A 21,775-nucleotide genomic window follows, 5' to 3' on the forward strand; every position below is an offset into this window, starting at 1 on the left:
CGATCGAGCCGGTCGGCCAAGCCTGTTCGCGCGTGCCCATCAGACGAAGGTGATGCCCTGGGCCAGGGGCAGCTCGGTGGAGAAGTTGATCGTGTTGGTGGTTCTGCGCATGTATTGCTTCCAGGCATCCGAGCCGCTCTCGCGGTCGCCGCCGGTTTCCTTCTCGCCGCCGAACGCACCGCCGATTTCGGCGCCGTTCGGCCCGATGTTGACGTTGGCCATCCCGCAGTCCGAGCCCGCGGCGGAAATGAAGGTCTCGACCTCGCGCATGTCGTTGGAGAAGATGCAGGAGGAAAGGCCCTGCGGCACATCATTGTGCACGTCGATGGCCTGCTCGAAGTCGTCGTAGGTCAGCACATACAGCAGCGGCGCGAAAGTCTCCTGGCGCACGATGGCGCTCTGCTGCGGCATGTCGACGATCGCAGGCTGCACATAGAAGCCCTTCGGGAACTCCTCCTCGAGCACCCGCTCGCCGCCGGTCAGCACCCGGCCGCCCTGCGCCCTGGCTTCGGCGATGGCCTTCTGCATGGCGACGTAGGCTGCCTCGTCGATCAAGGGCCCGACCAGCGTTCCCGGCACCCGCGGATCGCCGATGCGCAGGCCCACATAGGCCTTCACCAGCTTCTGCAGCAGCGCCTCCTTGACCGAGCGATGCACGATGAGCCGGCGCAGCGAGGTGCAGCGCTGGCCCGCCGTGCCGACCGCGCCGAACAGGATTGCGCGCAAGGCCATGTCGAGGTCGGCGGCCGGCGTCACGATCATCCCGTTGTTGCCGCCGAGCTCGAGGATGCGCTTGCCGAAGCGGCTGGCCACCTTCGGACCCACGGCGCGACCCATGCGGGTGGAGCCGGTGGCCGACACCAGCGGAATCAGCGGGCTCTCCACGAGCGCCTCGGCCAGCGGCGCCTTGCCGATGACGATCTGGGCCAGGCCTTGCGGCGCCCGGTCGCCGAAGCGGGCGATGGCGCGCTCCAGCGCCTTGAAGGTGGCGAGGCCCGAGAGTGGCGCCTTCTCGGAAGGCTTGAAGATGACCGGATCGCCGCACACCAGCGCCAGCGCCGCGTTCCACGCAAAGACGGCGCTCGGGAAATTGAAGGCCGTGATCACCGCCACCGGCCCCAGCGGATGGTATTGCTCCATGATGCGGTGGCCCGGCCGCTCGGAGACGATGGTCTTGCCGCACAGCTGGCGCGACTGCCCCATCGCGAACTCGCAGATGTCCACGCCTTCCTGGACCTCGCCCAGGCCCTCCTCCACGATCTTGCCGGCTTCCACCGAGACGACGTGGCCGATGTCGCGCTTCGCACTGCGCAGCTCCTCGCCCCACAGCCGGACCAACTCGCCGCGCACCGGCGCGGGGACCACGCGCCATTGGAGAAAGGCGGCCTTCGACCGGGCGACGATCTCGTTCATCGCGGAGGCCGGCGTCTCGTGCAGCCGGGCGAGCTCGGCGCCATCGATCGGCGAGCGCACCACCAGAGAGCCCCCTTGGACCTCGGCGGGCTCGATGCCGCAGCGCTTGAAGCAGGACAGCAGTTCTTCGCTCATGTTCTTTCCTTCGGTGTTCAGAGATAAGCCACGTCTTCCGGCGCCAGTGCCAGCGGGTCCAGGCCCTTCTTGCTGAGCCACGAATAGACCGGCGGGACGCGATCCGCCAGGGACTCCACGCGGATGTCCATCAGGCAGGGACCGTCGTAGGCGAAGGCCTCGTCGAGCGCCTCGATCAGCTGCTCGGGCGTCTCGACCGTCCAGGCCTTGATGTCGAAGGCCTCGGCGATCGCCTGGCCGCGCGGCGGCAGGAAGTCGACGCCGAAGCATTCGTCATGGCCCTTGAGGCGGTGCAGGCCCTTGATCCAGCCGAAGCAGCCGTTGTTGAACAGCATCAGCAGCGCGGGGACGCGCTTGCGCACCAGCGTCTCCAGCTCGCCCACCGTCATGTTGAAGGAGCCATCGCCGAACATGCCGATGGGACGGCGATTCTTGTCGGCATACCAGGCACCCACCACCGCGGGAATCGCGGACCCCAGGCCGCCGAAGGCGCGCGGAATCACGAAGCGGGTGCGGCGGTCGCCGATGCGCAGGAAGCGCGTCATGTAGGGCGTGGGCGTGCCGGCGTCCGAGAGGATATGGACGGTCTTGCCGTACTTCTCAAGGCGCCGGCTGAACTCGCGGACCACGCGTTCCGGCCGCAGCGGCACGCTGTCCAGCGCGAGCACCGACTCGGCATGCGCCCAGAAGTTGGCCCGGTATTCGTTGAGCGTGTCGACCCAGGGCTGGTGCTTCGAGGCATCGAAGTCCACCGGCGTCTGCGCCAGCATCTGCTGCAGCACGAGCTGGGCATCCCCCGCGATCGACAGCAGGTTCTCGTAGTTGTTGGCCAGCCGTTCGGGGTTGATGTCGATCTGGACCACGCGCTTGTTGAGGCTGGCCTTCGGGAAGGTCCAGCCCACCGTCACCACCGAGCCCATGCGCGAGCCGACGAAGATCGTGAGGTCGGAGTCCTCGAGCGCGCGGTTGGCATGCGGATGGAAGCCGTTGTCGCCGATCACGCCGATCGCCAGCGGATGGTCGTCCGGCAGCGCGCCCTGCCCGGTGATGGTGTTGACCACCGGGACGTTCAGCCGCGCGGCCACCTCGGTGAGCGCGCTGCCCGCGCAGGAACGGTTCACGCCGCCGCCCGCGACGAAGAGCGGCTTGCGCGCCGCGGCCAGCAGGCGGAACAGTTCGTCGAGCTTGCCGGGCGCGGGCGCCATCGGGAAGGCCGGGAAGGTCTTGCACTCCTCCTCGGCATGCAGGGAGATCCTCGACGGGTCGACCTCGGCGAGCAGCATGTCCTCGGGGATCTGCAGGTGCACGGCGCCCGGCGTGCCCGAGCAGGCCACGCGGAAGGCGCGGCGGATGATCTCCGGCAGCTTCTCCGCCGACTTGATCTGCACCGACATCTTGGTCACCGGCTCGAAGAGCCTGGCGCAATCGAGCTCGGTGATCATCCCGCGGCCCTCGCCGGGCAGCGGCAGGTCGATGGTCAGCAGGATGACGGGCACCGAGGAGGCGTTGGATTCCGCCACCGGCGGCAGCGAATACATGGCGCCCGCGCCCGAGGGGCATTCGAAGATGCCGGGCTTGTCGGTCAGCCGCGCATAGGCGTCGGCCATGAAGCCGGCCGAGCGCTCGTCCCTCGCCATCACGTGTTCGATCTCGCCCTTGCGTTGCTGCAGCGCTTCGTAGAAGGGGACGTTGGTGTCGCCGGGCACGCCGAACAGGACGTCGACACCATAGTTGATCAGCATTTGAACGAGCACGTCTGCGCCACGCATATGTAGGACTCCAGGTTTGGATGGATGAAAGAAAAAGGAAAAAGGCAGGCCGCCGGCGGACTGCCGGCGCCGGCTGGCGGAATCGATCAAGCGTGCGCGGGTTCGCCGGTGTGCTCTTGCGCCGCGGGTGCGACGCCGAGGCTGGTGTAGTAGTGGCCGACCTTGGTGGCCAGGAACTGCTCGAGCGGCACCTGCTCCTGCCCGACGAAGCCGGCTTGCGGCAGCTTGCCTTCCTGCAGCAGCTCGAGCACGCCCACCACGCCGGCCGCGGTGGTCAGCTCGATCGCGGTGCGCTGCTGGCCGCGCAGCGGGGCACCGAAGACGCGGCCCACGCGGGTCTCCTGCTCGAAGCGGCCCTCCCGCAGGCCCGAGGCGGCGGCGAACAGGATCACCACGTCTTCGCGGCTGTGCGGCACCGCATGCTCGAGCACCTGGCGGAGAAGATCGCGGCGCTCGATCAGTCGCAGGTCATGCAGCAGGAAGTCCATGGCATCGCGGTGGCCCGGATAGCGGATCGTCTTGTAGTCGAGGTTGCGCACCTTGCCCTTCAGCGTCTCGCAGAGCGTTCCCAGTCCGCCGGAGGTGTTGAAGGCCTCGAAGGCCTCGGCATCCAGCGTGAAGGTCTCGTGCCCTTCGAGCGGCTGGACGGACACCAGCTGTCCGTTGACGATCGCATCGCACGCGTTGCAGTACTCGTTGATGACGCCGTCGATGCTCCAGGTGAAGTTGTAGCGCAGGCTGTTGGTCGCGTTGCGGGTCAAGGCGCCGACGCGCAGGCGCAGGTCGTAGAGCTCGTCGAAGCGCCCCGCGAGATGGCCGCCGAGCATGCCGATCACGCCCGGGGCCAGGCCGCTTTGGGGCATCAGGACCGAAGTCGCGGTGGCGGAGAGCTCCCGGATCGCACGCGTGGCGGCCACGTCCTCGGTCAGGTCGAAGTAGTGCACGCCCCGCCTGGCGGCCTCGGTGGCCACGCGGCGTGCCAGGTAGAACGGCAGCGCATTGATCACCACCGCATGCGCCGAGAGCGCGGCGCCCAGTTCGGCGTCGCTCTCGACGTTCAGTTCGATCCGGCGCACAAGGCGATCGCTCTCGACGCTGCGGCCCGGCTTCAGGTCCGCCAGGGTGACGGGAATGCGGTGGTACTCCGCGATCATGTCCGCCACGGTGCTGCCGACCTTGCCGGCGCCCAGGACCAGGACATTCTTGAATTGAAGCTTGGACATTTTCTTTCTCCAGTCGGGCAAGGCTTGCCCCTTGAAAGAAATGTAGGAGTGAGGCGCGACGGATGGTAGAGAGCAGATCGTCGAAAGAGTGAGTGCCTTCGACGAAATGACGGCTGGCTTCGTCAGCCTGTTGGCCGAGCCGCGAAACCGCGGTCGGCGCTCACCGGCGCTTGAACACCGAGAAGTTCTGCCGGATCTCCTCCACGAGCCGGCCGGCAGCCACGGACAGCGGCCGCCCCTGGCGCACGACCAGCCTCACTTTCGCCTTCCTGCAAAGCGGATGGGCGAGGTCCAGTGCCACGAGATGGCCGGCCTCGACCTCCGGGGAGGCGGCCAGGCCGGCGCCGATGAAGGTCACACCGTCCGTGGACCGCACGAAGCGCTTGAGGCCCACCACCGAATTGCTGCGGAACGTGGGGTGCAGCTTCACATGCTCCGCATACTCGAGCAGTTCCACCAGCCTTCCGACGCCGTAGCCCGGCGGCATGAGGCCCAAGGGAAAGGCCAGGATCTGCCGCACTTGAAGGGGCCCGGCGATCTTCGTCAGCGGATGCCCCGCCCGAACCAGGAGCTTCGCCGGTGCCGCGGCACTGGCGACGACATGCAGCTGCGGATCGGACTGCGGGTTGTACGCGAGGCCGATGTTCGCCGAATCGTCCGCAATTGCGGCGAGCAACTCGCTCACGGGCAGCGCGTCGAGCACCACCGAGAGCTTCGGATGCGCATTGCAGAACGGCGCCACGATCTCCTCCAGCAGGCCGTCGATGAAGCCCTCGCTCACGACGATGCGCACGCCTCCCGCATCCATCGACTCGACAGCGCTCAGCCGCTCGGCCAGTTGTTCCCGATGCGCCTGGCAGCCCCTCCAGTAGTCGAGCAGGTGGAGCGCAGCATCGGTGGGCGCGACGCCGCGCGCCTGCCTTTCGAACAGCGTCAGCCCCAGCTCTTCCTCGAGCAATGCGACCTGGCGCGTGATGACCGAAGGCGCCGTGTTGAGCGCATCCGCAGCGCCGCGGATGGAGCCGTGGACGAACACCTCATGGAAGTACTTCAGCCGCTTCTGGTTGATCTCACGCATGGTTTCAGTCCGAGGAAGTGTTGCTCATCGAGCAACGAAGTCCCCAACAAATTGCTGTTGCTCGAACGCATGCTACGCCAAACAATCCGCTTCGCCCAACGCCCTACCCACGAAAGACGCTGTTCGAAAGAAAGAGGACGCCATGCCGAGACACATCTCCAGAAATCCCATCGCCCGCGTGCTTGCGATGACCGCCGCATTGCTCGGCGCAATCACCGGCGCGCCGGCCGCCGCTGCGGAGGCATTCCCATCCAAGCCGGTCACGATGCTGGTCGCCTTTCCGCCGGGCGGTCCTGCCGACGTGCTGGCGCGCGCCATGCAGCCGGCGATGACGAAGCTGCTGGGCCAGCCCTTCATCATCGAGAACCTGCCCGGCGCCGGCGGCGCGGTCGCGGTGCAGCGGCTCCTGAGCCGGCCGGCCGACGGCTACACCCTGATCATGGGTTCGCCCAACGAGGCGATCCTCGCGCCGCTGTCCAACGCCTCGGCGAAGTACAAGCCGGAAGAGCTCGCGCTGCTGGCGCCGATCTCCAACCATCCGCTGGTGGTGATGGCCCGGAACGATCTGCCCTTCACCTCCCTCGAGGAAATCATTGCGGCGGGCAGGAAGCCCGGCAGCCAGAGCCTGAGCTTCGGCAGCCCGGGCCACGGGTCGATGTACCACATCGTTTCCGAATACCTGGCGCAGGTCACCGGCGCCAAGCTGCTTCACGTGCCCTACAAGGGCGCCACGCCGATGATGCAGGACCTCGTCGGCCAGCAGGTCGACATGACCATCCTGCCGAACCTCGGCGCCTCGATCCAGATGCTCGAGAGCCGCAAGATCAAGGCGCTCAACGTTCTCGACAGCCGGCGCATGCCGACGCTGCCGGATGTGCCGGCGGTCTCCGAAAGCGGCATCGCGCAGAAGAGCGAGCTCGTGTACTCGATCTGGCTGGCCGTCATGGCGAAGAGCGGCATTCCGGACGATCGCTTGCGTGTGCTGCTGGAGGCCTCGCAGCAGGCCATTCAGTCGACCGAGATGGCGAAGGCGCTCGCGCAGTCCGGCGTCCAGCCGATGAAGCCGCAGTCCCTCGCGACCTCCGCGAAGTTCTATGCCGACGAGACGGAGAAGTTCAAGAAGATGGCGCGCTCCATCCAGTTGACAGCCCAGTGACGCGCCACCGCACTTTTTGAAGAATGCCACCCATGAACATCCTCGTCGCCGGTTTCCAGCATGAGACCAACACCTTCGCTCCGACCCTGGCCACGTATGAAAGCTTCGTTCGCGGCGAAGACTTCCCCGGGCTTGCGCGCGGCGAAGACGTCCTGAGCTTGCTGAACGTCAACCTGCCCGCGAGCGGCTTCATCAACTTCGTGCGCGCGCAGGGTCAGAGCGTTACGCCCGTCATCTGGGCCGGCGCGGGCGCCTCGGCCCACGTCACGACCGACGCCTACGAACGCATCGCCGGCGAGATCGTCCAGGCCGCGAGAACGGCGTCCTTCGATGCCATCTACCTGGACCTGCACGGTGCCATGGTCGCGCAGCATCTCGACGATGGCGAAGGCGAACTGCTGGCGCGCATCCGCGCGGTCGTGGGGCCGGCGATGAAGATCGTGGTCTCGCTCGATTCCCATGCGAACGTCACCGAGCAGATCCTGTCCCTGGCGAATGGCGTGGTCGCCTATCGCACCTATCCGCACGTCGACATGGCCGACACGGGCCGCAGGGCCGGCGAGCTCCTGATGGCGCTGACGCGCACGGACCAGCCGGCGCACCTCGTGGTGCGGCGCGTTCCTTTCCTCATTCCGGTGAACAGCATGTCCACCATGATGCAGCCCGCGCGTGGCGTGTACGACCTGCTGGAGGAGCTGGAGCCGCAAGTGCTCTCGCTCTCCTTTGCCCCGGGCTTCCCTGCGGCAGACTTCGCCGAATGCGGACCTGTCGTCTGGGGCTATGGCTTCGACAAGGCCGGGGTCGAACGAGCCATCGACACCCTGTTCGAACGCGTCTGCCACCCCGAAGACCAATGGGCGGTGCAATTCGACGAGCCCGACGCGGCGGTGCAACGGGCCATGCGCGTGTCGGAGGCGGCGGGCCGCCCGGTGATCATCGCGGACACCCAGGACAACCCCGGCGTCGGCGGCGACTCCAACTCCATGGGCATGCTGCGGGCGCTGCTCAGGCATGGCGCGAGGGACGCAGCCATCGGCCTGATCTGCGACCCGGCCGCCGCCGCGGCGGCGCACGAAGCGGGCGTGGGCGGCCGAATCGACATCGCGCTCGGCGGATGCCCCCAGGTCGCAGGCGACGAGCCGCTGCGCGCGAGCTATGAAGTCGAAGCGCTTTCCGACGGCAGGTTCGTCTACGGCGGGCCGATGATGAATGGCAAGCAAGCCGACCTCGGGCTGATGGCGCGCCTGCGGATCGACGGTGTGCGCATTGCGGTGAGTTCAGCCAAGGCGCAGCTCCTCGACAGGAACATGTACCGCACGGTCGGCATCGATCCCGAGAAGATGAAGATCCTCGTGAACAAGAGCTCCGTTCACTTCCGGGCCGATTTCGCCGCCATCGCCGAGGAGATTCTCGTGGTGCGCGCGCCGGGACCGTTCATCGCCGATCCTGCGGAGCTGCCGTGGAAGCGTCTGCGACCGGGCATGCGGATGAAGCCGAACGGCGCTGCGTTTTCACGCCAGCGCGGTAGCAACTGAGCGTCAGCGTCACGAACGCCACATGCCCTGCTGCGCCATCTCGCCGACGATGCGCACCAGGTGGCCCGCCACGGCGGTGATGGCGCGCGATGGCCCCTTGGCCTTGGCGAAGGCCATCGCCACGGTGCGCTGGAACGGCGGCTCCACGATGCGCGCCGCCTGCAGCTTGCCCTCCTGCACTTCCTGCCAGACGGCATGCAGCGGCAGCACCGTGTACAGCCGCTCCTGCGCGGTCAGCTGCTTCTGCAGCGGCAACGAGTCGGCCTCGATCACCGGCGCCAGCGCGATGCGCGCCAGCCGCGCGCCCGCGTCGAGCGCGGTGCGCAGTCCGTTGGGCGCGCCGGGCAGGATGAAGGGCAGTCCGTTCAGGCTGGCGAAGGGCACCGAACCGGCCGCGGTCAGGCGGTCGCCGGCCGGGCCGATGAGATAGCTGTCGACCGTGGCCAGGGCTTGCTCCTGCTCGGGCAGGGTGGGGCCGTAGCGGTACAGGATGGCGATGTCGACGCGGGCATCGGTCAGCCATTCCTCGACCTGGCCGCTGGAGCCCTCCAGCACCTTGAGGCCGACGCCGGCGTGGCGGGCGCGCACCTCGGCGAACAGCCGGCCGATCAGGATGGTGCCGATCGAAGGCAGGCTGCCCAGGGTGACGGTGCCCACCGGTTCGCGCAGGTCGGCGCGGATGCCGTGCTCCAGTGCCTGCGCACGCTCCAGCAGCTCCTTCACCTGCGGGAACAGGCGCAGCCCGGTCTCCGACAACTCCACGCCGCGGCCGGTACGGTTGAACAGCCGCGATCCGCATTCGCGCTCCAGCGCATTGACCTGGCGGCTCAGGAAGGATTGGTTGCTGTCGAGGAACAGCGCGGCCCGCGTGAGGCTCCCCAGCTCCCCGATGGCGACGAACGAACGCCACTTCTGGAGATCGGCCGCGATGTCCAGTGCGAAGTCGGTGGCCTTGGGCTTGTGCATCAGGCCGGATTATCGAGCCGCCGCACCCATTCGGCGATGGCGGCTGCGACCGCCTGCGGCTGCTCCGGCACCAGCGCATGACCGGCGCCGGCGATCACCTGTACCGTGACCTTGGCGCCCAGTGCGTCCGCCAGTTCTGCGCGCGTGGCCGGCGGGCGCCAGGCATCCTGTGCGCCCTGCAGGTCCAGCACCGGTGCATGGCTGCGGCCGAACCATTCGTCCTTCGGTGGATGCTGCCCGGCCTCGCGGTAGGCTGCCCGCCATTGCGGATACCACCCCTGCAGCCAGGGCCGCGGGTCGTTGCCCGGCGCGAACATGCAAAGCCGCAGGGCGTCGAGGCGCTCCTGCTCCTCGCGCGCAGGATCGGACGCAATGGCCAGCGCCTGCGCCATGCCGGCAGGGAACTCGCGCGCGGCGGCCCCCAGCACCACCACACCGCGCACGCACGCGGGATGGCGCAGGTCGGTGAGCCGCGCCACCCAGTGGCCGTAGGCATGGCCCACCACGACCGCCGGGGCGGCGTGGAGCTGCGCGATCACGCCGGCGACGTCGGCTGCCAGCGTCTCGAGCGTCATGCCCGCGGGTGGCGCACTGCTGCGGCCCATGCCGCGCGGTTGCGGCCGCAGCACGCGGAAGCCTTCGGACGCCAGCAGTTCGGCGAGCAGGTCGAAGTCCTCCGAATCCCTCAACGAGGACGGCAGCAGCACGATGGCCGGGCCGGTGCCCTCGACGACCACCTCGATGCGCGCCGGCCCGAGCTGCAGCAGTTCGCGCCGCCGGCTCATTCCACCATCGCGCCGGATGCCTTGACGAGCCGGGCCCACTTGGGGATCTCGCTGCGGATCAGGGCGGAGAACTCGTCCGGCGTGGACGCCGCGGGCTCGATGCCGAGCGCGGTGAGCTGCCGCTTCATGCCGGCGTCCGACATGGCGCGGATCACGGCCGCATGCAAGGCGGTCACGACCTCCTTCGGCGTGCCGGCCGGCGCGAGCACGCCCAGCCAGTTGGACACCTCGTAGTCGGGCAAGCCCGCCTCCGCCAGCGTCGGCACCTGCGCCAGCGCGGCCATCCGCGTGCGCGAAGTCACCGCCAGCGCGCGCACCCGGCCCGACTTGATGTGCTCTTCGTAGACCGTGAACGAGTCGAAGGTCGCATCGACGCGACCCGCCAGCAGGTCGGTGAGCAGCGGCGCGCTGCCCTTGTACGGCACGTGCACCAGGTCGACGCCGGCAAGGCTTTCGAACAGCGCACCCGAAAGGTGGCTGGAGCTGCCGTTGCCGGCCGAGCCGTAGGTGAGTTGGCCGGCCTTGGCTCGCGCCAGCGCGATCAGTTCGGCGACCGTGCGGGCCTTCACCGACGGGCTCACGACCAGGACGCGCGGCGTGATGTGCGTCAGCGCGATCGGCGCGAAGTCCTTCAGCGGGTGGTAGCGCAGCTTCGAATACAGCGCCGGATTGATGGCCTGCGTGCCCATGGTGCCGAACAGCAGCGTGTAGCCATCCGCCGGGGCGCGCGCCACGATCTCGCAGGCCACCGTGCCGCCGGCACCGCCGCGGTTGTCGATCACCACCTGCTGCCCGAGTTGCTCGCCCAGGTGCTGCGCCAAGCCGCGCGCCATCAAGTCCGCGGCGCCACCGGCCGGGAACGGCACGACCAGCCGCAACGGGCGCTCGGGGAAGGCGGCCCACGCGGCCAGCGGCGCGGCCGCAAGGGCGGCGGCCAGCAGGATGCGGCGGCGAGTCGGGCTGTGCATGGTCTTGTCTCCTGGATTCACGGCGACTCTAGCCCTCTGTTCGGCGTGCGCCCATGCAGGCACGGACAAGGCTGCTATGCAGGATGGGTCAGGCCGGCCTGCATAGCAGCCTTGCGCGAATGGTGCATGGCTGGCATGGGCTGTCGCTCCTAGACTGCGCCATCGCCGCATCCGGCCGAACGCCGAACCCACCGCATCCCAGGAGACAACACCATGGCCCCCACCCGCCGACTTTTTTCCGCCACGCTCGCCCTGACGTTCATGGGCGGCCTCCTCGCCGCCGGCAGCGCCGCGCAGGCCCAGGCGTGGCCCGCCAAGCCGCTCAAGCTCATCGTGCCCTACGCCGCAGGCGGTCCGACCGATGCCATTGCGCGGCTCCTGGCGGTGAAGGTGGGCGCCACCCTGGGCCAGCCGATGGTGGTGGACAACCGCGCCGGCGCGGGCGGCACCATCGGCGTCGATGCGACCGTCAAGGCGAGCGCCGACGGCTACACCTTCGCCCTGGTGGCGCCGGGCCCGCTGGCCGGCATGCCCAACCTGATGAAGGCGCCCTACGCGCTCGACGACCTCCAGTACCTGACGCTGGTGGCGAAGATCCCCAGCGTGCTGGTGGTCAACAGCAAGTCGGGCATCGATTCGCTCGAGACGCTGGTGAAGAAGGCGAAGGCCGAGCCCGACAAGCTGAGCTACAGCTCGGCCGGCCCCGGCACCACGCCACACATCGGCATGGAGATCTTCAAGGACCAGGCCAAGATCAATATCCTGCACGTGCCGTACAAGGGCGCCGCGCCGGCCATTACCGGCCTGCTGGGTGGCGAAGTGCAGGTCGCCATGGTGGACCTGATGCCGGTAATGGCGCACATCAACAACGGCTCGCTGAAGGCGCTGGCGGTGGCCGCCGCCGGCCGCGCGCCCCAGCTGCCCAATGTGCCGACCACGGCGGAGAAGGGCTTGCCCCAGGTCACGATGGAAACCACCTACGGCATCGTCGCGCCCAAGGGCGTGCCGGCCGCGATCGCGACGCGGGTGCGCGAAGCCTTCATCGCCGCCGTCAACGCGCCCGAGATGAAGCAGCAGTTCCTGCAGCAGGGCGCATTGCCGGTCACCGCCACCAGCGCCGAGTACCAGCAGCTGATACAGGCCGAATCCGCCAAGTGGAAGGACATCATCGGCAAGGCCAAGATCACGCTGGAGTGATGCGCTTCCCGCTGGACGCCTTGCCATGAAGATCACAACAGCCACGTTGCAGCCCTGCACGCAGGCGCTGGCCGACCCGCAATGGAAGTTCGCGCGCGCCCAGGTGCCGCGGCTGGAGGGCTGGGTGCTGCGCCTGGCCGATCAGGATGGGCATGAGGGCCTGGGGTATTGCCACGCCATTCCAGCCATCTCCACCCACGGCGCCGGCGCCGAAGCGGGACTCGCCTTCCTGGCGCAGAGCCTGGTCGGCCGGCCGGTGGACGACCTCGCCGGCACGATGGAAGAGATCGACACCACGCTGGCCTACCAACCCACCGTGAAGGCCGCGATCGACATGGCGCTGCACGATCTGCTGGCGCGTCGCCTGGGCGTGCCGGTGCACGTGCTCCTGGGCGGCAAGCTGCGCGACGCAGTGGCCCTGTCGCGCATCCTGCCGATCAAGACGCCGGACGAGATGGCCACCATGGCCGGCCGGCTGGCCGATGAGGGCTACAGGCAACTGAAGCTGAAGCTCTCCGGCGACACCGACCTCGACGTGCAGCGCATCGCAGCGGTGCGCGCCGCCGTCGGCGAGGGAGTGGCACTCACGCTGGACCCCAACCAGTCGTACAACGCCAAGCAGATGATCGCCGCCTTCCGCCGCATGGAGCGCTACGGCATCGCGCTGATCGAGCAGCCGGTGCCGGCCGCCGATGTCGCGGGCCTGGCCTTGGTGACGCGCACCTTGCCGGTGTCGATCGAGGCCGACGAAAGTGCCCAGAGCGTGCGCGACGTGTTCCGTCTGGTTTCGGAGCGTGCCGTGGACGTGATCAACCTGAAGCTCACCAATCTCGGCGGCATCCGCCGCTTCCTGCAAGCCGTGCGCATCTGCGAGGCCGGCGAAGTCGGCTGCCGCATGGGCGCGGCCTTCGGGCCCGCGCTGCTGCAGGCCATGAGCCTGCAGGCCGCCAGCGTGATCCGGCGCTTGCCCCATGCCTGCGAGCTGTCGGAGCACTTGCACCTGCAGGACGATCCCTTTACGCCGTTGCCGGTGCACGACGGACAGCTGCGGCTGCCGGAAGGTCCCGGCTGCGGCGTGCGCTACAAGAATTGAGGAAGACATGAAGACAAGTATTCGCCGGGGCGTTGCCCTCCTGCTGGCCGCGTTGGCCGTCGGCGCCGCGGCGCAGGACTATCCGAGCCGGCCGCTGCGCCTGGTGGTGCCCTTCGCGCCGGGCGGCGGCGCCGACATCGTGGCCCGTGCCGTGGCGGCCCCGCTCGCCAAGCGGCTCGGGCAGCCGGTGGTGGTCGACAACAAGCCGGGCGGCGGCGCCACGCTGGCCGCCGACCTGGTCGCCAAGGCGCCGGCCGACGGCTACACGCTGCTGTACACCACGCCAGGCCCGCAGATGGCCAACCCCTACCTGATGGCGAAGCTGCCCTACGACGCGGTGCGTGACCTGGTGCCGGTGTCGGAAGTGGCCATCGTTCCCAATGTGCTGGTGGTGAACAAGGATCTGCCCGTGCGCACGCTCAAGGAGTTCATCGCGTACGCCAAGGCCAATCCCGGCAAGGTCAATTTCGCCAGCGCCGGCCAGGGTGCCAGCAGCCACCTGGCGGGTGAGTCGTTCAAGCAGTCGGCCGGCGTGTCCATCGTCCACATCCCCTACCGCGGCACCGGTCCGGCACTGAGCGACCTGCTGTCGGGTCAGGTGCAGATGGCGATCGACAGCATCGCGGTCTACAAGCCGCACATCGACAGCGGCGCCTTGCGCGCGCTCGGTGTGGCCACTGCCAGGCGCTCGCCCCTGCTTCCCGACGTACCCCCCATCGCCGACGAGCTGAAGGCCTTCGATGCGGCGCCGGTCAACTACATCTCGGTGCCGGCGAAGACGCCGCAGGCGGTCATCGACCGTCTGAACCGGGACATCAACGCCGTGCTGCAGTCGCCGGAACTCAAGCAGCAGCTCGCCGCCAACGGTGTCGTTGCCCAGGGCAGCACGCCGGCCGAAATGGCCGCGCTGATCCGCAGCGAGGCGGCCAAGTGGAAGACAGTGATCGAAGTCTCCGGCGCCAAGCTCGATTGAACCTGAACAAGCAAAGGAACCCTCCATGAACGACCTGACGCAACTCGAAGTGCGCATCGACGACTTCGTCGCCACCCTCACCATGAACGCGCCGCCGGTGAACGCACTGACCCGCACGCTCAACGACGAACTCACGCTCGCGCTCGATCGCATTTCCGAGATGGACGAGGTGCGCGCCGTGTTGCTGACCGGCGCCGGCAAGGTGTTCTGCGCCGGCGCCGACCTCAAGGGCCGGGCCTCGGTGATCAAGGGGCCGGGCGACCTGCCGGCCCATTCGCGCCGCACCCGCGAGTGCTTCCATGCGATCCGCGAATGCGCGAAGCCGGTGGTGGTCGCCATCAACGGCGCCGCGCTCGGTTCCGGCGTGGCCATGGTGGCTTCGAGCGACGTGCTGATCGCCTCCGAGAAAGCGTCGCTGGGCCTGCCCGAGGTGGACGTCGGCCTGCTGGGCGGCTGCCGCCATGCCATGCGCCTGTTCAGCCACTCGCGCCTGCGCCGCATGGCGCTCACCGGCATGCGCGTGGACGGCGCCGAGCTGTACCGGCTGGGCGTGGTGGAGGCTTGCGTGCCGCCCGAGGCGCTGATGCCCAAGGCGCTGGAGATCGCGCGCACCATCGCCTCGAAGAGCCCGGTGTCGACTCGAATGGGCAAGCACACCCTGAACGTGATCGAGGACATGAGCCTGCGCGACGGCTACCGCTACGAGCAGGACATGACGGCACAGATCGGCAAGACCGACGATGCCAAGGAAGCGCAGCGCGCCTTTGCCGAGAAGCGGGCGCCGGTCTTCACCGGCCGCTGAGCGCTGTCGCTCGGGTGATCGACAGGGCCGGCCACCCCGGGTCCAATGGCGACTTCGTCCCAAGGAGCGCCCATGTTTGCCGAACCGTCCCCGAAGTCCGCCGAGTTGCTGCAGCGCCTGCGCGCGTTCTTCGACCAGCACATCTACCCCAACGAGGAACGCTATCACCGCGAGATGGATGCGTTCCGCCGCCAGGGCAGCCCCTGGCAGGTGGTGCCGCTGATCGAGGAGCTGAAGCCGAAGGCGCGTGCCGCCGGCCTGTGGAACATGTTCCTGCCGCACCCCTACGAGGGCCACGGCGGCATCTCCAATCTCGACTACGCACCGCTGTGCGAGGTAATGGGGCGCGTGTCGTGGTCCGGGGAAGTGTTCAACTGCTCCGCGCCCGACACCGGCAACATGGAGACGCTGGAGCGCTACGCCACCGAGCCGCAGAAGCAGCAGTGGCTCAAGCCCCTGCTGGCCGGCGAGATCCGCTCCGCCTTCCTGATGACGGAGCCCGCCGTGGCCTCGTCGGACGCCACCAACATCCAGTGCTCGATCCGGCGCGACGGCGAGCACTACGTCATCAACGGCCGCAAGTGGTTCTCTTCCGGCGCCGGCAGTCCGCGCTGCAAGATTTTCATCGTGATGGGCAAGACCGACCCGGACGCGCCGCGGCATGCGCAGCAGTCCATGGTGCTGGTGCCGCGCGACACCCCCGGCGTCACGGTGGCGCGGCACCTGTCGGTGTTCGGCTACGACGACGCGCCGCACGGCCACATGGAAGTGGTGCTGGAGAACGTGCGCGTGCCCGTGGACAGCATCCTGCTGGGCGAGGGCCGCGGCTTCGAGATCGCACAGGGCCGCCTGGGGCCGGGCCGCATCCACCACTGCATGCGCTCCATCGGCGCCGCCGAGCGCGCGCTGGAACTGATGTGCGACCGCCTGCAGAAGCGCATCGCGTTCGGCAAGCCGCTGGCCGAGCAGTCGGTCTGGCACGAACGCATTGCCGAATCGCGCTGCATGATCGACCAGGCCCGCCTGCTCACGCTCAACGCGGCGTGGAAGATGGACACCGTGGGCAACAAGGTGGCGCGCGCCGAGATCGCGATGATCAAGGTGGTCGCGCCCAACATGTCGTGCAAGGTGGTGGACTGGGCCATCCAGGCCCATGGCGGCGGCGGCGTCAGCCAGGACTTCTGGCTGGCCGAGGCCTACGCGCACCAGCGCACCGTGCGGCTGGTCGATGGACCGGACGAGGTGCACCGCAACGCGATCGCCAAGCTGGAACTCGCGAAGCACCGCTGAAGGGGCGCAAAGGACGAGTTGCGCGCGGGCGCATGACAGGGTTGACAGCTACCCGGTAGTCGGGCGGCGCGGCGATTCCGAGAATGCAAGGCATCAAGGAGATTCGCCCAATGAGCACTGCCACCGGCCCGCTGTCCCACGTCAAGGTCCTCGACGTCAGCCGCATCCTCGCCGCCCCATGGGCAGGCCAGATCCTCGCCGACCTGGGCGCCGAAGTCATCAAGGTCGAACGGCCGGGCGCCGGCGACGACACCCGCAGCTGGGGACCGCCCTTCTTGAAGGACACCGAGGGCCATGACACCCGGGAAGCCGGCTACTACCTCGCGGTCAACCGCGGCAAGCGCTCGATCACGGTGAGCCTCGAGAAGCCGGAAGGCCAGAAGATCGTGAAGGAGCTGGCGTCCCGCGCCGACATCGTGCTGGAGAACTACAAGGCCGGCACGCTGGCGCGCTACGGGCTCGACGAGGCCTCGCTGCGCGAGATCAATCCGCGCCTGATCTACTGCTCGGTCACCGGCTTCGGCCAGACCGGCCCGCGCCGCGACCAGCCGGCCTACGACTTCCTGATCCAGGCCATGGGCGGCCTGATGAGCGTGACGGGCGAGAAGGACGGCCGGCCCGGCGGCGGACCGCAGAAGGTGGGCGTGCCCATCGTCGACATCATGACCGGCATGTACGCCGCCGTGTCCGTGCTGGCGGCGCTGGCGCGGCGCGACCGGACCGGCGTCGGCGACACCATCGACATCGCCATGCTCGACGTGCAGGTCGCGACGCTCGCCAACCAGGCCATGAACTACCTGGTCTCGGGCAAGGTGCCGCGCCGCAACGGCAATGCTCACCCCAACATCCAGCCGCAGGACGTGTACGCCTGCGCCGATGGCGACGTCATCCTGGTGGTGGGCAACGATGGCCAGTTCGCCAAGCTGTGCCAGGTGTTCGGCCAGCCCGAGTGGGCGGCCGACCCGCGCTTCGCCACCAACGCCCAGCGGGTGCGCAACATCGGCGAGCTGTCGGCGCTGCTGCGCGACCAGTTCGCCGAATGGGAGCGCGAGAAGCTGATCGCCGCGCTCGACGGCGCCGGCGTGCCCTGCGGGCCCATCAACACCGTGGCCGACGTGTTCAAGGATCCGCAGGTCAAGGCACGCGGGCTGCTGCGCCACGCGCCGCACCCGAGCGGCGTGAACGTCCCGCAGGTCGCCAGCCCGATGCGCTTCGGCGGGGAGGCGCTGCCGGCCGGCAGCGCGCCGCCTGTGCTCGGCCAGCACAGCGAGGCGATCCTCTGCGAACTGGGCTACGCCGGCGCCGACATCGAAGCGCTGCGGAAGGCGGAGGTGATCTGATGGCCGCCCCCCTGACCCTGCACTGGTCGCCCAAGTCACCCTACGTGCGCAAGGTGATGGTGTGCGCGCATGAACTGGGCCTCGTGCCGCAGCTGAAGCTGGTGCGCTCGGTAGCCGCCATGCTCCGGCCGAACCCGGAGATCATGGCGGTCAACCCGCTGTCCAAGATCCCGACGCTGGTACGCGAGGACGGCTCCGTGCTCTTCGATTCGGTGGTGATCTGCGAGTACCTCAACGCGCGGGCCGGCGGAACGCTGTTCCCTGCGGAAGGCGAGCCGCGCTGGCAGGCGCTGCGCCGGCACGCCTTCGGCGATGGTCTGCTCGATGCCCTGATCCTTTGGCGCAACGAGCGCGAGCGCCAAGTGCCGCTGCAGCCGCTGTTGGAGGCCTTCGAATTGAAGACGCGCGCCTCGCTGCGCATGCTCGACGCGGAAGCGGCGGCGCTCGCGGCAGAGCCCTTCTCGATTGGCCAGGTCACGGTGGGCTGTGCGCTCGGCTACCTCGACTACCGCTTCGACGCCTTCGGCTGGCGGGCGCAGGCACCGCGACTGGCGGACTGGTTCGATGTGCTGTGCAGGCGGCCCTCCTTCCAGGCGACCCGGCCAGTCGATGGCTGACGGGGGCAAACACCCATCTGGACGATCAACTGTTCCAGTCCCTATGATTGTGGGATGAACCGCGAGAGTGAAGAACAGCTGCTGGCCCTCGGCGCCGCCCAGGCAAAGCGCTTCGACGTCCATGAATGGCAAGACTTGGCCGCGAAGGGTCCGGTCTTGAAAGACGAGGTTGCGGCTGCGGCCCTGTTCCTGGCAGGCGGCTACTGGTATGGACATGAGGACGAGCTCTTCCAGGTCGCCGACTCGCTCGCTCCCGGTTGTCGCGGCCACTTTGCAGCGCTCTCCAAGAAAGTTCACTTCGATTGCAGTCGCTTCAATAGCATGCTGAAAGCCCGTATCCGGCATGAATCACGCCACACCTGAACTTGCCGCTGCCTTGTCGATCATGCTCGACAAGATCGAAGCGACCCTGCGCGAGAGCGGCTATCAGGGCGAACCCATCGCGATGTACCTCGCAGGCGGTCTGGCAGTGAACTACTACTGCGGGACGCGCTTCACGACTGACGTGGACGCGAGCTTCTCGAGGCGTGTCGCTTTGAACTACCGGGACTTGGTCGTGGACTTCAAGGACGCCGCTGGCAAGGACAGCCAAATTTACTTCGACACGTCCTATTCTCCGACGCTCGGCCCGATGCACGAGGACTACGAGGACGATGCGATCGAATGGACTGGTATCGGCAACGAGCGTCGGCTTGTCAAGGTGATGGTCCTGGCACCCGTGGACAAGCTCGAGTTCCCGTCCTCCGGGGTAGGGGTACGACGGCGTCAGTGGAAGGCAGCGAGAAAAGTGGGCTCGCCCGGAGAGGCTCTGTCGTGGCGCATCAGCGGTAGAGGCTTTCCGCGTTGGTGCTCAGAACCTGGCGCACCACGGCATCGCTGCCCGCCCATTCCATGAACATATCCAACAGCTGAACCGGATCCGGAGCCGGCGTCACGCGCAGGTGGGGCCAGTCGCTGCCCCACAGCAGTCGCTCGGGATTGGCGGCGACCATCTTCTGCTGGAACTCGCGCCCGACCTCCCAGTCGCTCTCGTTCAACAGGTTGCGGTAGGCGCACAGCTTCACCCACACTCTTCCCGTCTCCAGGAGGCCGAGCAAGGTCCGGAAGCCGGGGTCGTCGACGCCCGCCTTCGGATCGAAGCCGCCCATGTGGTCGATGACGACGGGGACTGGCAGCGCCCGCAGCTGCGCGGCGATCTCGCCGAGTGCGCGGCAGTCGGTCCAGAGCTCCGCATGCAGCCCGGCATCTGCGAGTTGGGGCGCGAGCGCGTGCAGGTCGGCCAGCGACGCGCTGCCCGCGAAGTTGGCGCCGGTGCCGCTGCGGTGACTGAAGCGGGCGCCACGCACGCCGTGCGCCCGCAGGTCCGCGAGGCCCAGGGAACTGCCGGGCCGCACCACGACCACGCCACGCAGCGCGGGCTGAACCGCCAGCGCATGCAGCAGCAGCGAGTGGTCATCGCCATAGGCGCTGGGATGGACCAGCACGCCGTTGCCGAGGCCGAGGCGTCGCAACAGCGCGGTGTACTGCGGCTCGATTGCCTCCGGCGGCGTGTAGCTGCGCTCCGCCGCCAGGGGGAAGCGTTCGTAGGGGCCGAAGAGGTGGGCGTGGCAGTCCCAGCTGCCCGGCGCGTCGGCGGCGTTCATCGCAGCGCTTCGTGCTGCGGCAGCGGGAAGGCAGGCTGCACGCCTTCGGGCAGCGGGATCTCGTGGCAGTTGAGCGTCATGGCGACCATGGTGTAGTAGCCGATCAGCGCCGTGAGCTCGACCACGGTGCGCTCGCCGAAGCGCTGCAGCACCGCGGCATAGGTCGCGTTCGAAACCGATTTGTCGCGGTTCAGCTCCACCGCATAGCGCCACACGAGCGCATCGTCTTGCGACATCCCCGGCGGCTCGGTCTGCGCCAGCAAGGCATCGATGATGGACGGCTCGATGCCGGCCTTCTCGCCCTCGATGCGATGCGCGTACCACTCGAAGGGTGAGCGGCAGGCGCGTCCTGTCACCAGGATGGCGATCTCCGACAGCCGCGGAGGCAGCGAGGTGCCATAGCGCAACAGCGCGCCGAACGCCTGCCACCGGTCTGCGAGTTCGGCGTTGTGCAGGACCGCGCGCAACGGTCCCTGGATCTTTCCGCGCGGACCGGAAACGATCTTGTCGTACACCGCCCGCTGGGCAGCGTCCATGATGTCTGGGGAAGGGAGTGAGATCCGTGGCATGGCATGTTCCAGAGGACGCGACCGGAAGGTCGACACGATGTGGCCATCATAGGCAACGACAGCGCGCCGGCCTCCAGGTTCACAGCAACGCTGCTATGCGGAAACTCGCAAGGCGAAGCGGTCGACCGATGGGTGCCATCTCGCTTCATCGAGCGCTGGTTCGGCCCCGCGACTTCGCAGCCCCGACGCCCCCAAAGAGCGCGACCCCGAGGTCCGTCGGATCCTTCGCATCGAACGCGCTGGTCTGGAACAGCTTCGAGAAGTCGCAGACTTCCTGCGCCAGGTTCGCGATCGATGACATCAGCGAGCTCTGGCCCCCGCTTCGGTACAGGGCCACATAGTTCACCAGCGGCAAGGCGGGCGAGGTCTTCAGGACCGCCAGCGCGCGGCGGTCGATCAGGGGCTGCAGGCAGGCGCGCGGCAGGTAGCTGACGCCGATGCCGGCCACCGTGAAGCCGATCAGCGCGAGCATGTTGTTGCTGTTGATGGTCCTGGCTTGCGCCAGCGCCAGCGGGCGCAGCCAGGGCTCGAAGAGGATGGCGGTGCCCGAGGTGCCGCCCTGCGTGAGGATCGTGGTGGCAGCCAGCTCGTCCTGGCTCACCAGCCGCGAGGTCGGCAGCAGGCCGGGCTTGCACATCCACACCAGTTGCACCGTGCCCAGATGCAGCTTCGCCAGCCGGGGCTGGGCCACCACCTCCGGAACGATGATCAGGTCCATCTCGTCGGCCAGCAGCCTGTCGCGCAGGTTCACGCTCGCGTCGACGTCGGGTTCGACGACGATCTTCGGATAGTTCTTGCGCAGCAGCCGAACGAAGCGCGGCAGCCAGGTGATGGCCGTCAGTTCGGTGACGCCGATGCGCACGCGGCGCGAGATGACCGCGGGATTGCTCAGCTGCTCGACCGCCGCGTCGCGCTGCTCGAGCAGCCGCTTGGCCAGATGCAGCACCTCTGCGCCTCTCTCCGACAGCTTGGCGTTGCGCTGCGCGCGGTCGAACAGCGGCGCGCCCAGCGAGGACTCCAGCTCCTGCACGCGTTTGGAGATGGCCGACTGGGTGGTGTTGAGCTTGCGCGCGGCCGCGGCGAAGCCGTTGAGCTCGGCGATCCAGTAGAGGGCTTCGAGTTGCTTATAGGTGAACAAGGCGGTTCCGGCGCAGGATGCAGTTCAATCACTTTAGGCGATAGCCAGCTAGTAGTAAATATCGCTTTTTTTAATCTGGTGCGCG

21 protein-coding genes are annotated in these 21,775 nt (G+C 68.1%); 11 read left to right on the plus strand and 10 right to left on the minus strand.

Features of this window, described 5'->3' with window-relative positions; genetic code table 11:
* Positions 1-39: 39 nt before the first annotated feature.
* The 4 genes from GXN78_RS36590 to GXN78_RS36605 form a co-directional block, all read right to left on the minus strand.
* The gene (locus GXN78_RS36590) at positions 40-1,548 is read right to left on the minus strand and encodes an aldehyde dehydrogenase family protein (protein WP_106556241.1); all 1,509 of its coding nucleotides are present in this window, start codon (positions 1,546-1,548) and stop codon (positions 40-42) included.
* A gap of 17 nt (positions 1,549-1,565) precedes the next feature.
* Positions 1,566-3,317 (minus strand): thiamine pyrophosphate-binding protein, encoded by a 1,752-nt coding sequence (locus GXN78_RS36595; protein ID WP_106556242.1) that lies wholly within the window; start codon positions 3,315-3,317, stop codon positions 1,566-1,568.
* An 86-nt stretch (positions 3,318-3,403) separates the two neighbouring features.
* Complete coding sequence (locus GXN78_RS36600) at positions 3,404-4,540, minus strand: saccharopine dehydrogenase C-terminal domain-containing protein (RefSeq protein WP_106556243.1); 1,137 nt, start codon at positions 4,538-4,540, stop codon at positions 3,404-3,406.
* 160 nt (positions 4,541-4,700) lie between these two features.
* The gene (locus GXN78_RS36605; protein WP_106556244.1) at positions 4,701-5,618 is read right to left on the minus strand and encodes a LysR substrate-binding domain-containing protein; all 918 of its coding nucleotides are present in this window, start codon (positions 5,616-5,618) and stop codon (positions 4,701-4,703) included.
* 142 nt (positions 5,619-5,760) lie between these two features.
* Between GXN78_RS36605 and GXN78_RS36610 the strand changes: the two genes are divergently transcribed.
* Complete coding sequence (locus GXN78_RS36610) at positions 5,761-6,774, plus strand: tripartite tricarboxylate transporter substrate binding protein (RefSeq protein ID WP_164256265.1); 1,014 nt, start codon at positions 5,761-5,763, stop codon at positions 6,772-6,774.
* Positions 6,775-6,806: 32 nt separating this feature from the next.
* Positions 6,807-8,309, plus strand: a complete 1,503-nt coding sequence (locus GXN78_RS36615; RefSeq protein ID WP_106556246.1) for a M81 family metallopeptidase — start codon at positions 6,807-6,809, stop codon at positions 8,307-8,309.
* A 9-nt stretch (positions 8,310-8,318) separates the two neighbouring features.
* Here the strand turns inward: GXN78_RS36615 and GXN78_RS36620 are convergent, their stop codons facing one another.
* The 3 genes from GXN78_RS36620 to GXN78_RS36630 are packed head-to-tail and all read right to left on the minus strand — an operon-like array spanning position 8,319 to position 11,028.
* Positions 8,319-9,275, minus strand: coding sequence for a LysR substrate-binding domain-containing protein (locus GXN78_RS36620; RefSeq protein ID WP_106556247.1), 957 nt, complete (start codon positions 9,273-9,275; stop codon positions 8,319-8,321).
* Positions 9,275-10,060 (minus strand): alpha/beta hydrolase, encoded by a 786-nt coding sequence (locus GXN78_RS36625; RefSeq protein WP_106556248.1) that lies wholly within the window; start codon positions 10,058-10,060, stop codon positions 9,275-9,277. The genes GXN78_RS36620 and GXN78_RS36625 overlap by 1 nt, the downstream gene beginning before the upstream one ends.
* Positions 10,057-11,028 (minus strand): tripartite tricarboxylate transporter substrate binding protein, encoded by a 972-nt coding sequence (locus tag GXN78_RS36630; protein ID WP_106556249.1) that lies wholly within the window; start codon positions 11,026-11,028, stop codon positions 10,057-10,059. The genes GXN78_RS36625 and GXN78_RS36630 overlap by 4 nt, the downstream gene beginning before the upstream one ends.
* A gap of 213 nt (positions 11,029-11,241) precedes the next feature.
* Between GXN78_RS36630 and GXN78_RS36635 the strand changes: the two genes are divergently transcribed.
* The 9 genes from GXN78_RS36635 to GXN78_RS36675 all read left to right on the plus strand — a co-directional run bounded on the left by GXN78_RS36635 (position 11,242) and on the right by GXN78_RS36675 (position 19,235).
* Positions 11,242-12,225 carry a tripartite tricarboxylate transporter substrate binding protein gene (locus GXN78_RS36635; RefSeq protein WP_106556250.1) on the plus strand — a complete coding sequence of 328 codons (984 nt, stop codon included), beginning with the start codon at positions 11,242-11,244 and terminating at the stop codon, positions 12,223-12,225.
* Between the two features lie 25 nt (positions 12,226-12,250).
* Positions 12,251-13,318: an enolase C-terminal domain-like protein gene (locus GXN78_RS36640; RefSeq protein ID WP_106556251.1), complete on the plus strand. Its 1,068-nt coding sequence runs from the start codon at positions 12,251-12,253 to the stop codon at positions 13,316-13,318.
* A 7-nt stretch (positions 13,319-13,325) separates the two neighbouring features.
* Positions 13,326-14,291 carry a tripartite tricarboxylate transporter substrate binding protein gene (locus GXN78_RS36645; protein ID WP_164256267.1) on the plus strand — a complete coding sequence of 322 codons (966 nt, stop codon included), beginning with the start codon at positions 13,326-13,328 and terminating at the stop codon, positions 14,289-14,291.
* 25 nt (positions 14,292-14,316) lie between these two features.
* The gene (locus GXN78_RS36650) at positions 14,317-15,093 is read left to right on the plus strand and encodes an enoyl-CoA hydratase/isomerase family protein (protein ID WP_106556253.1); all 777 of its coding nucleotides are present in this window, start codon (positions 14,317-14,319) and stop codon (positions 15,091-15,093) included.
* Positions 15,094-15,165: 72 nt separating this feature from the next.
* Positions 15,166-16,383, plus strand: a complete 1,218-nt coding sequence (locus tag GXN78_RS36655; RefSeq protein WP_106556254.1) for an acyl-CoA dehydrogenase family protein — start codon at positions 15,166-15,168, stop codon at positions 16,381-16,383.
* Between the two features lie 110 nt (positions 16,384-16,493).
* The gene (locus GXN78_RS36660; RefSeq protein ID WP_106556255.1) at positions 16,494-17,723 is read left to right on the plus strand and encodes a CaiB/BaiF CoA-transferase family protein; all 1,230 of its coding nucleotides are present in this window, start codon (positions 16,494-16,496) and stop codon (positions 17,721-17,723) included.
* On the plus strand, positions 17,723-18,340 hold the full coding sequence (locus GXN78_RS36665; RefSeq protein ID WP_106556256.1) for a glutathione S-transferase family protein: 618 nt from the start codon (positions 17,723-17,725) through the stop codon (positions 18,338-18,340). Before GXN78_RS36660 ends, GXN78_RS36665 begins: the two co-directional genes overlap by 1 nt.
* Positions 18,341-18,394: 54 nt before the next feature.
* Positions 18,395-18,703, plus strand: a complete 309-nt coding sequence (locus GXN78_RS36670) for a hypothetical protein (RefSeq protein WP_106556257.1) — start codon at positions 18,395-18,397, stop codon at positions 18,701-18,703.
* On the plus strand, positions 18,684-19,235 hold the full coding sequence (locus tag GXN78_RS36675) for a hypothetical protein (RefSeq protein WP_146163026.1): 552 nt from the start codon (positions 18,684-18,686) through the stop codon (positions 19,233-19,235). The genes GXN78_RS36670 and GXN78_RS36675 overlap by 20 nt, the downstream gene beginning before the upstream one ends.
* Here the strand turns inward: GXN78_RS36675 and GXN78_RS36680 are convergent.
* The 3 genes from GXN78_RS36680 to GXN78_RS36690 all read right to left on the minus strand — a co-directional run bounded on the left by GXN78_RS36680 (position 19,162) and on the right by GXN78_RS36690 (position 21,690).
* The gene (locus tag GXN78_RS36680; protein WP_106556259.1) at positions 19,162-19,983 is read right to left on the minus strand and encodes an amidohydrolase family protein; all 822 of its coding nucleotides are present in this window, start codon (positions 19,981-19,983) and stop codon (positions 19,162-19,164) included. The two genes, GXN78_RS36675 and GXN78_RS36680, sit on opposite strands and share 74 nt — an antisense overlap.
* Positions 19,980-20,552: a carboxymuconolactone decarboxylase family protein gene (locus GXN78_RS36685; protein ID WP_106556260.1), complete on the minus strand. Its 573-nt coding sequence runs from the start codon at positions 20,550-20,552 to the stop codon at positions 19,980-19,982. Before GXN78_RS36685 ends, GXN78_RS36680 begins: the two co-directional genes overlap by 4 nt.
* 145 nt (positions 20,553-20,697) lie before the next feature.
* A complete protein-coding gene (locus tag GXN78_RS36690) occupies positions 20,698-21,690 on the minus strand; it encodes a LysR family transcriptional regulator (RefSeq protein WP_106556261.1) in 993 nt (330 codons plus the stop codon).
* Positions 21,691-21,775: the final 85 nt, after the last annotated feature.

Origin of the sequence: Variovorax sp. WS11, from assembly GCF_010499245.1 — a bacterium.
In the GTDB taxonomy this organism is placed as follows: Bacteria; Pseudomonadota; Gammaproteobacteria; order Burkholderiales; family Burkholderiaceae_C; genus Variovorax.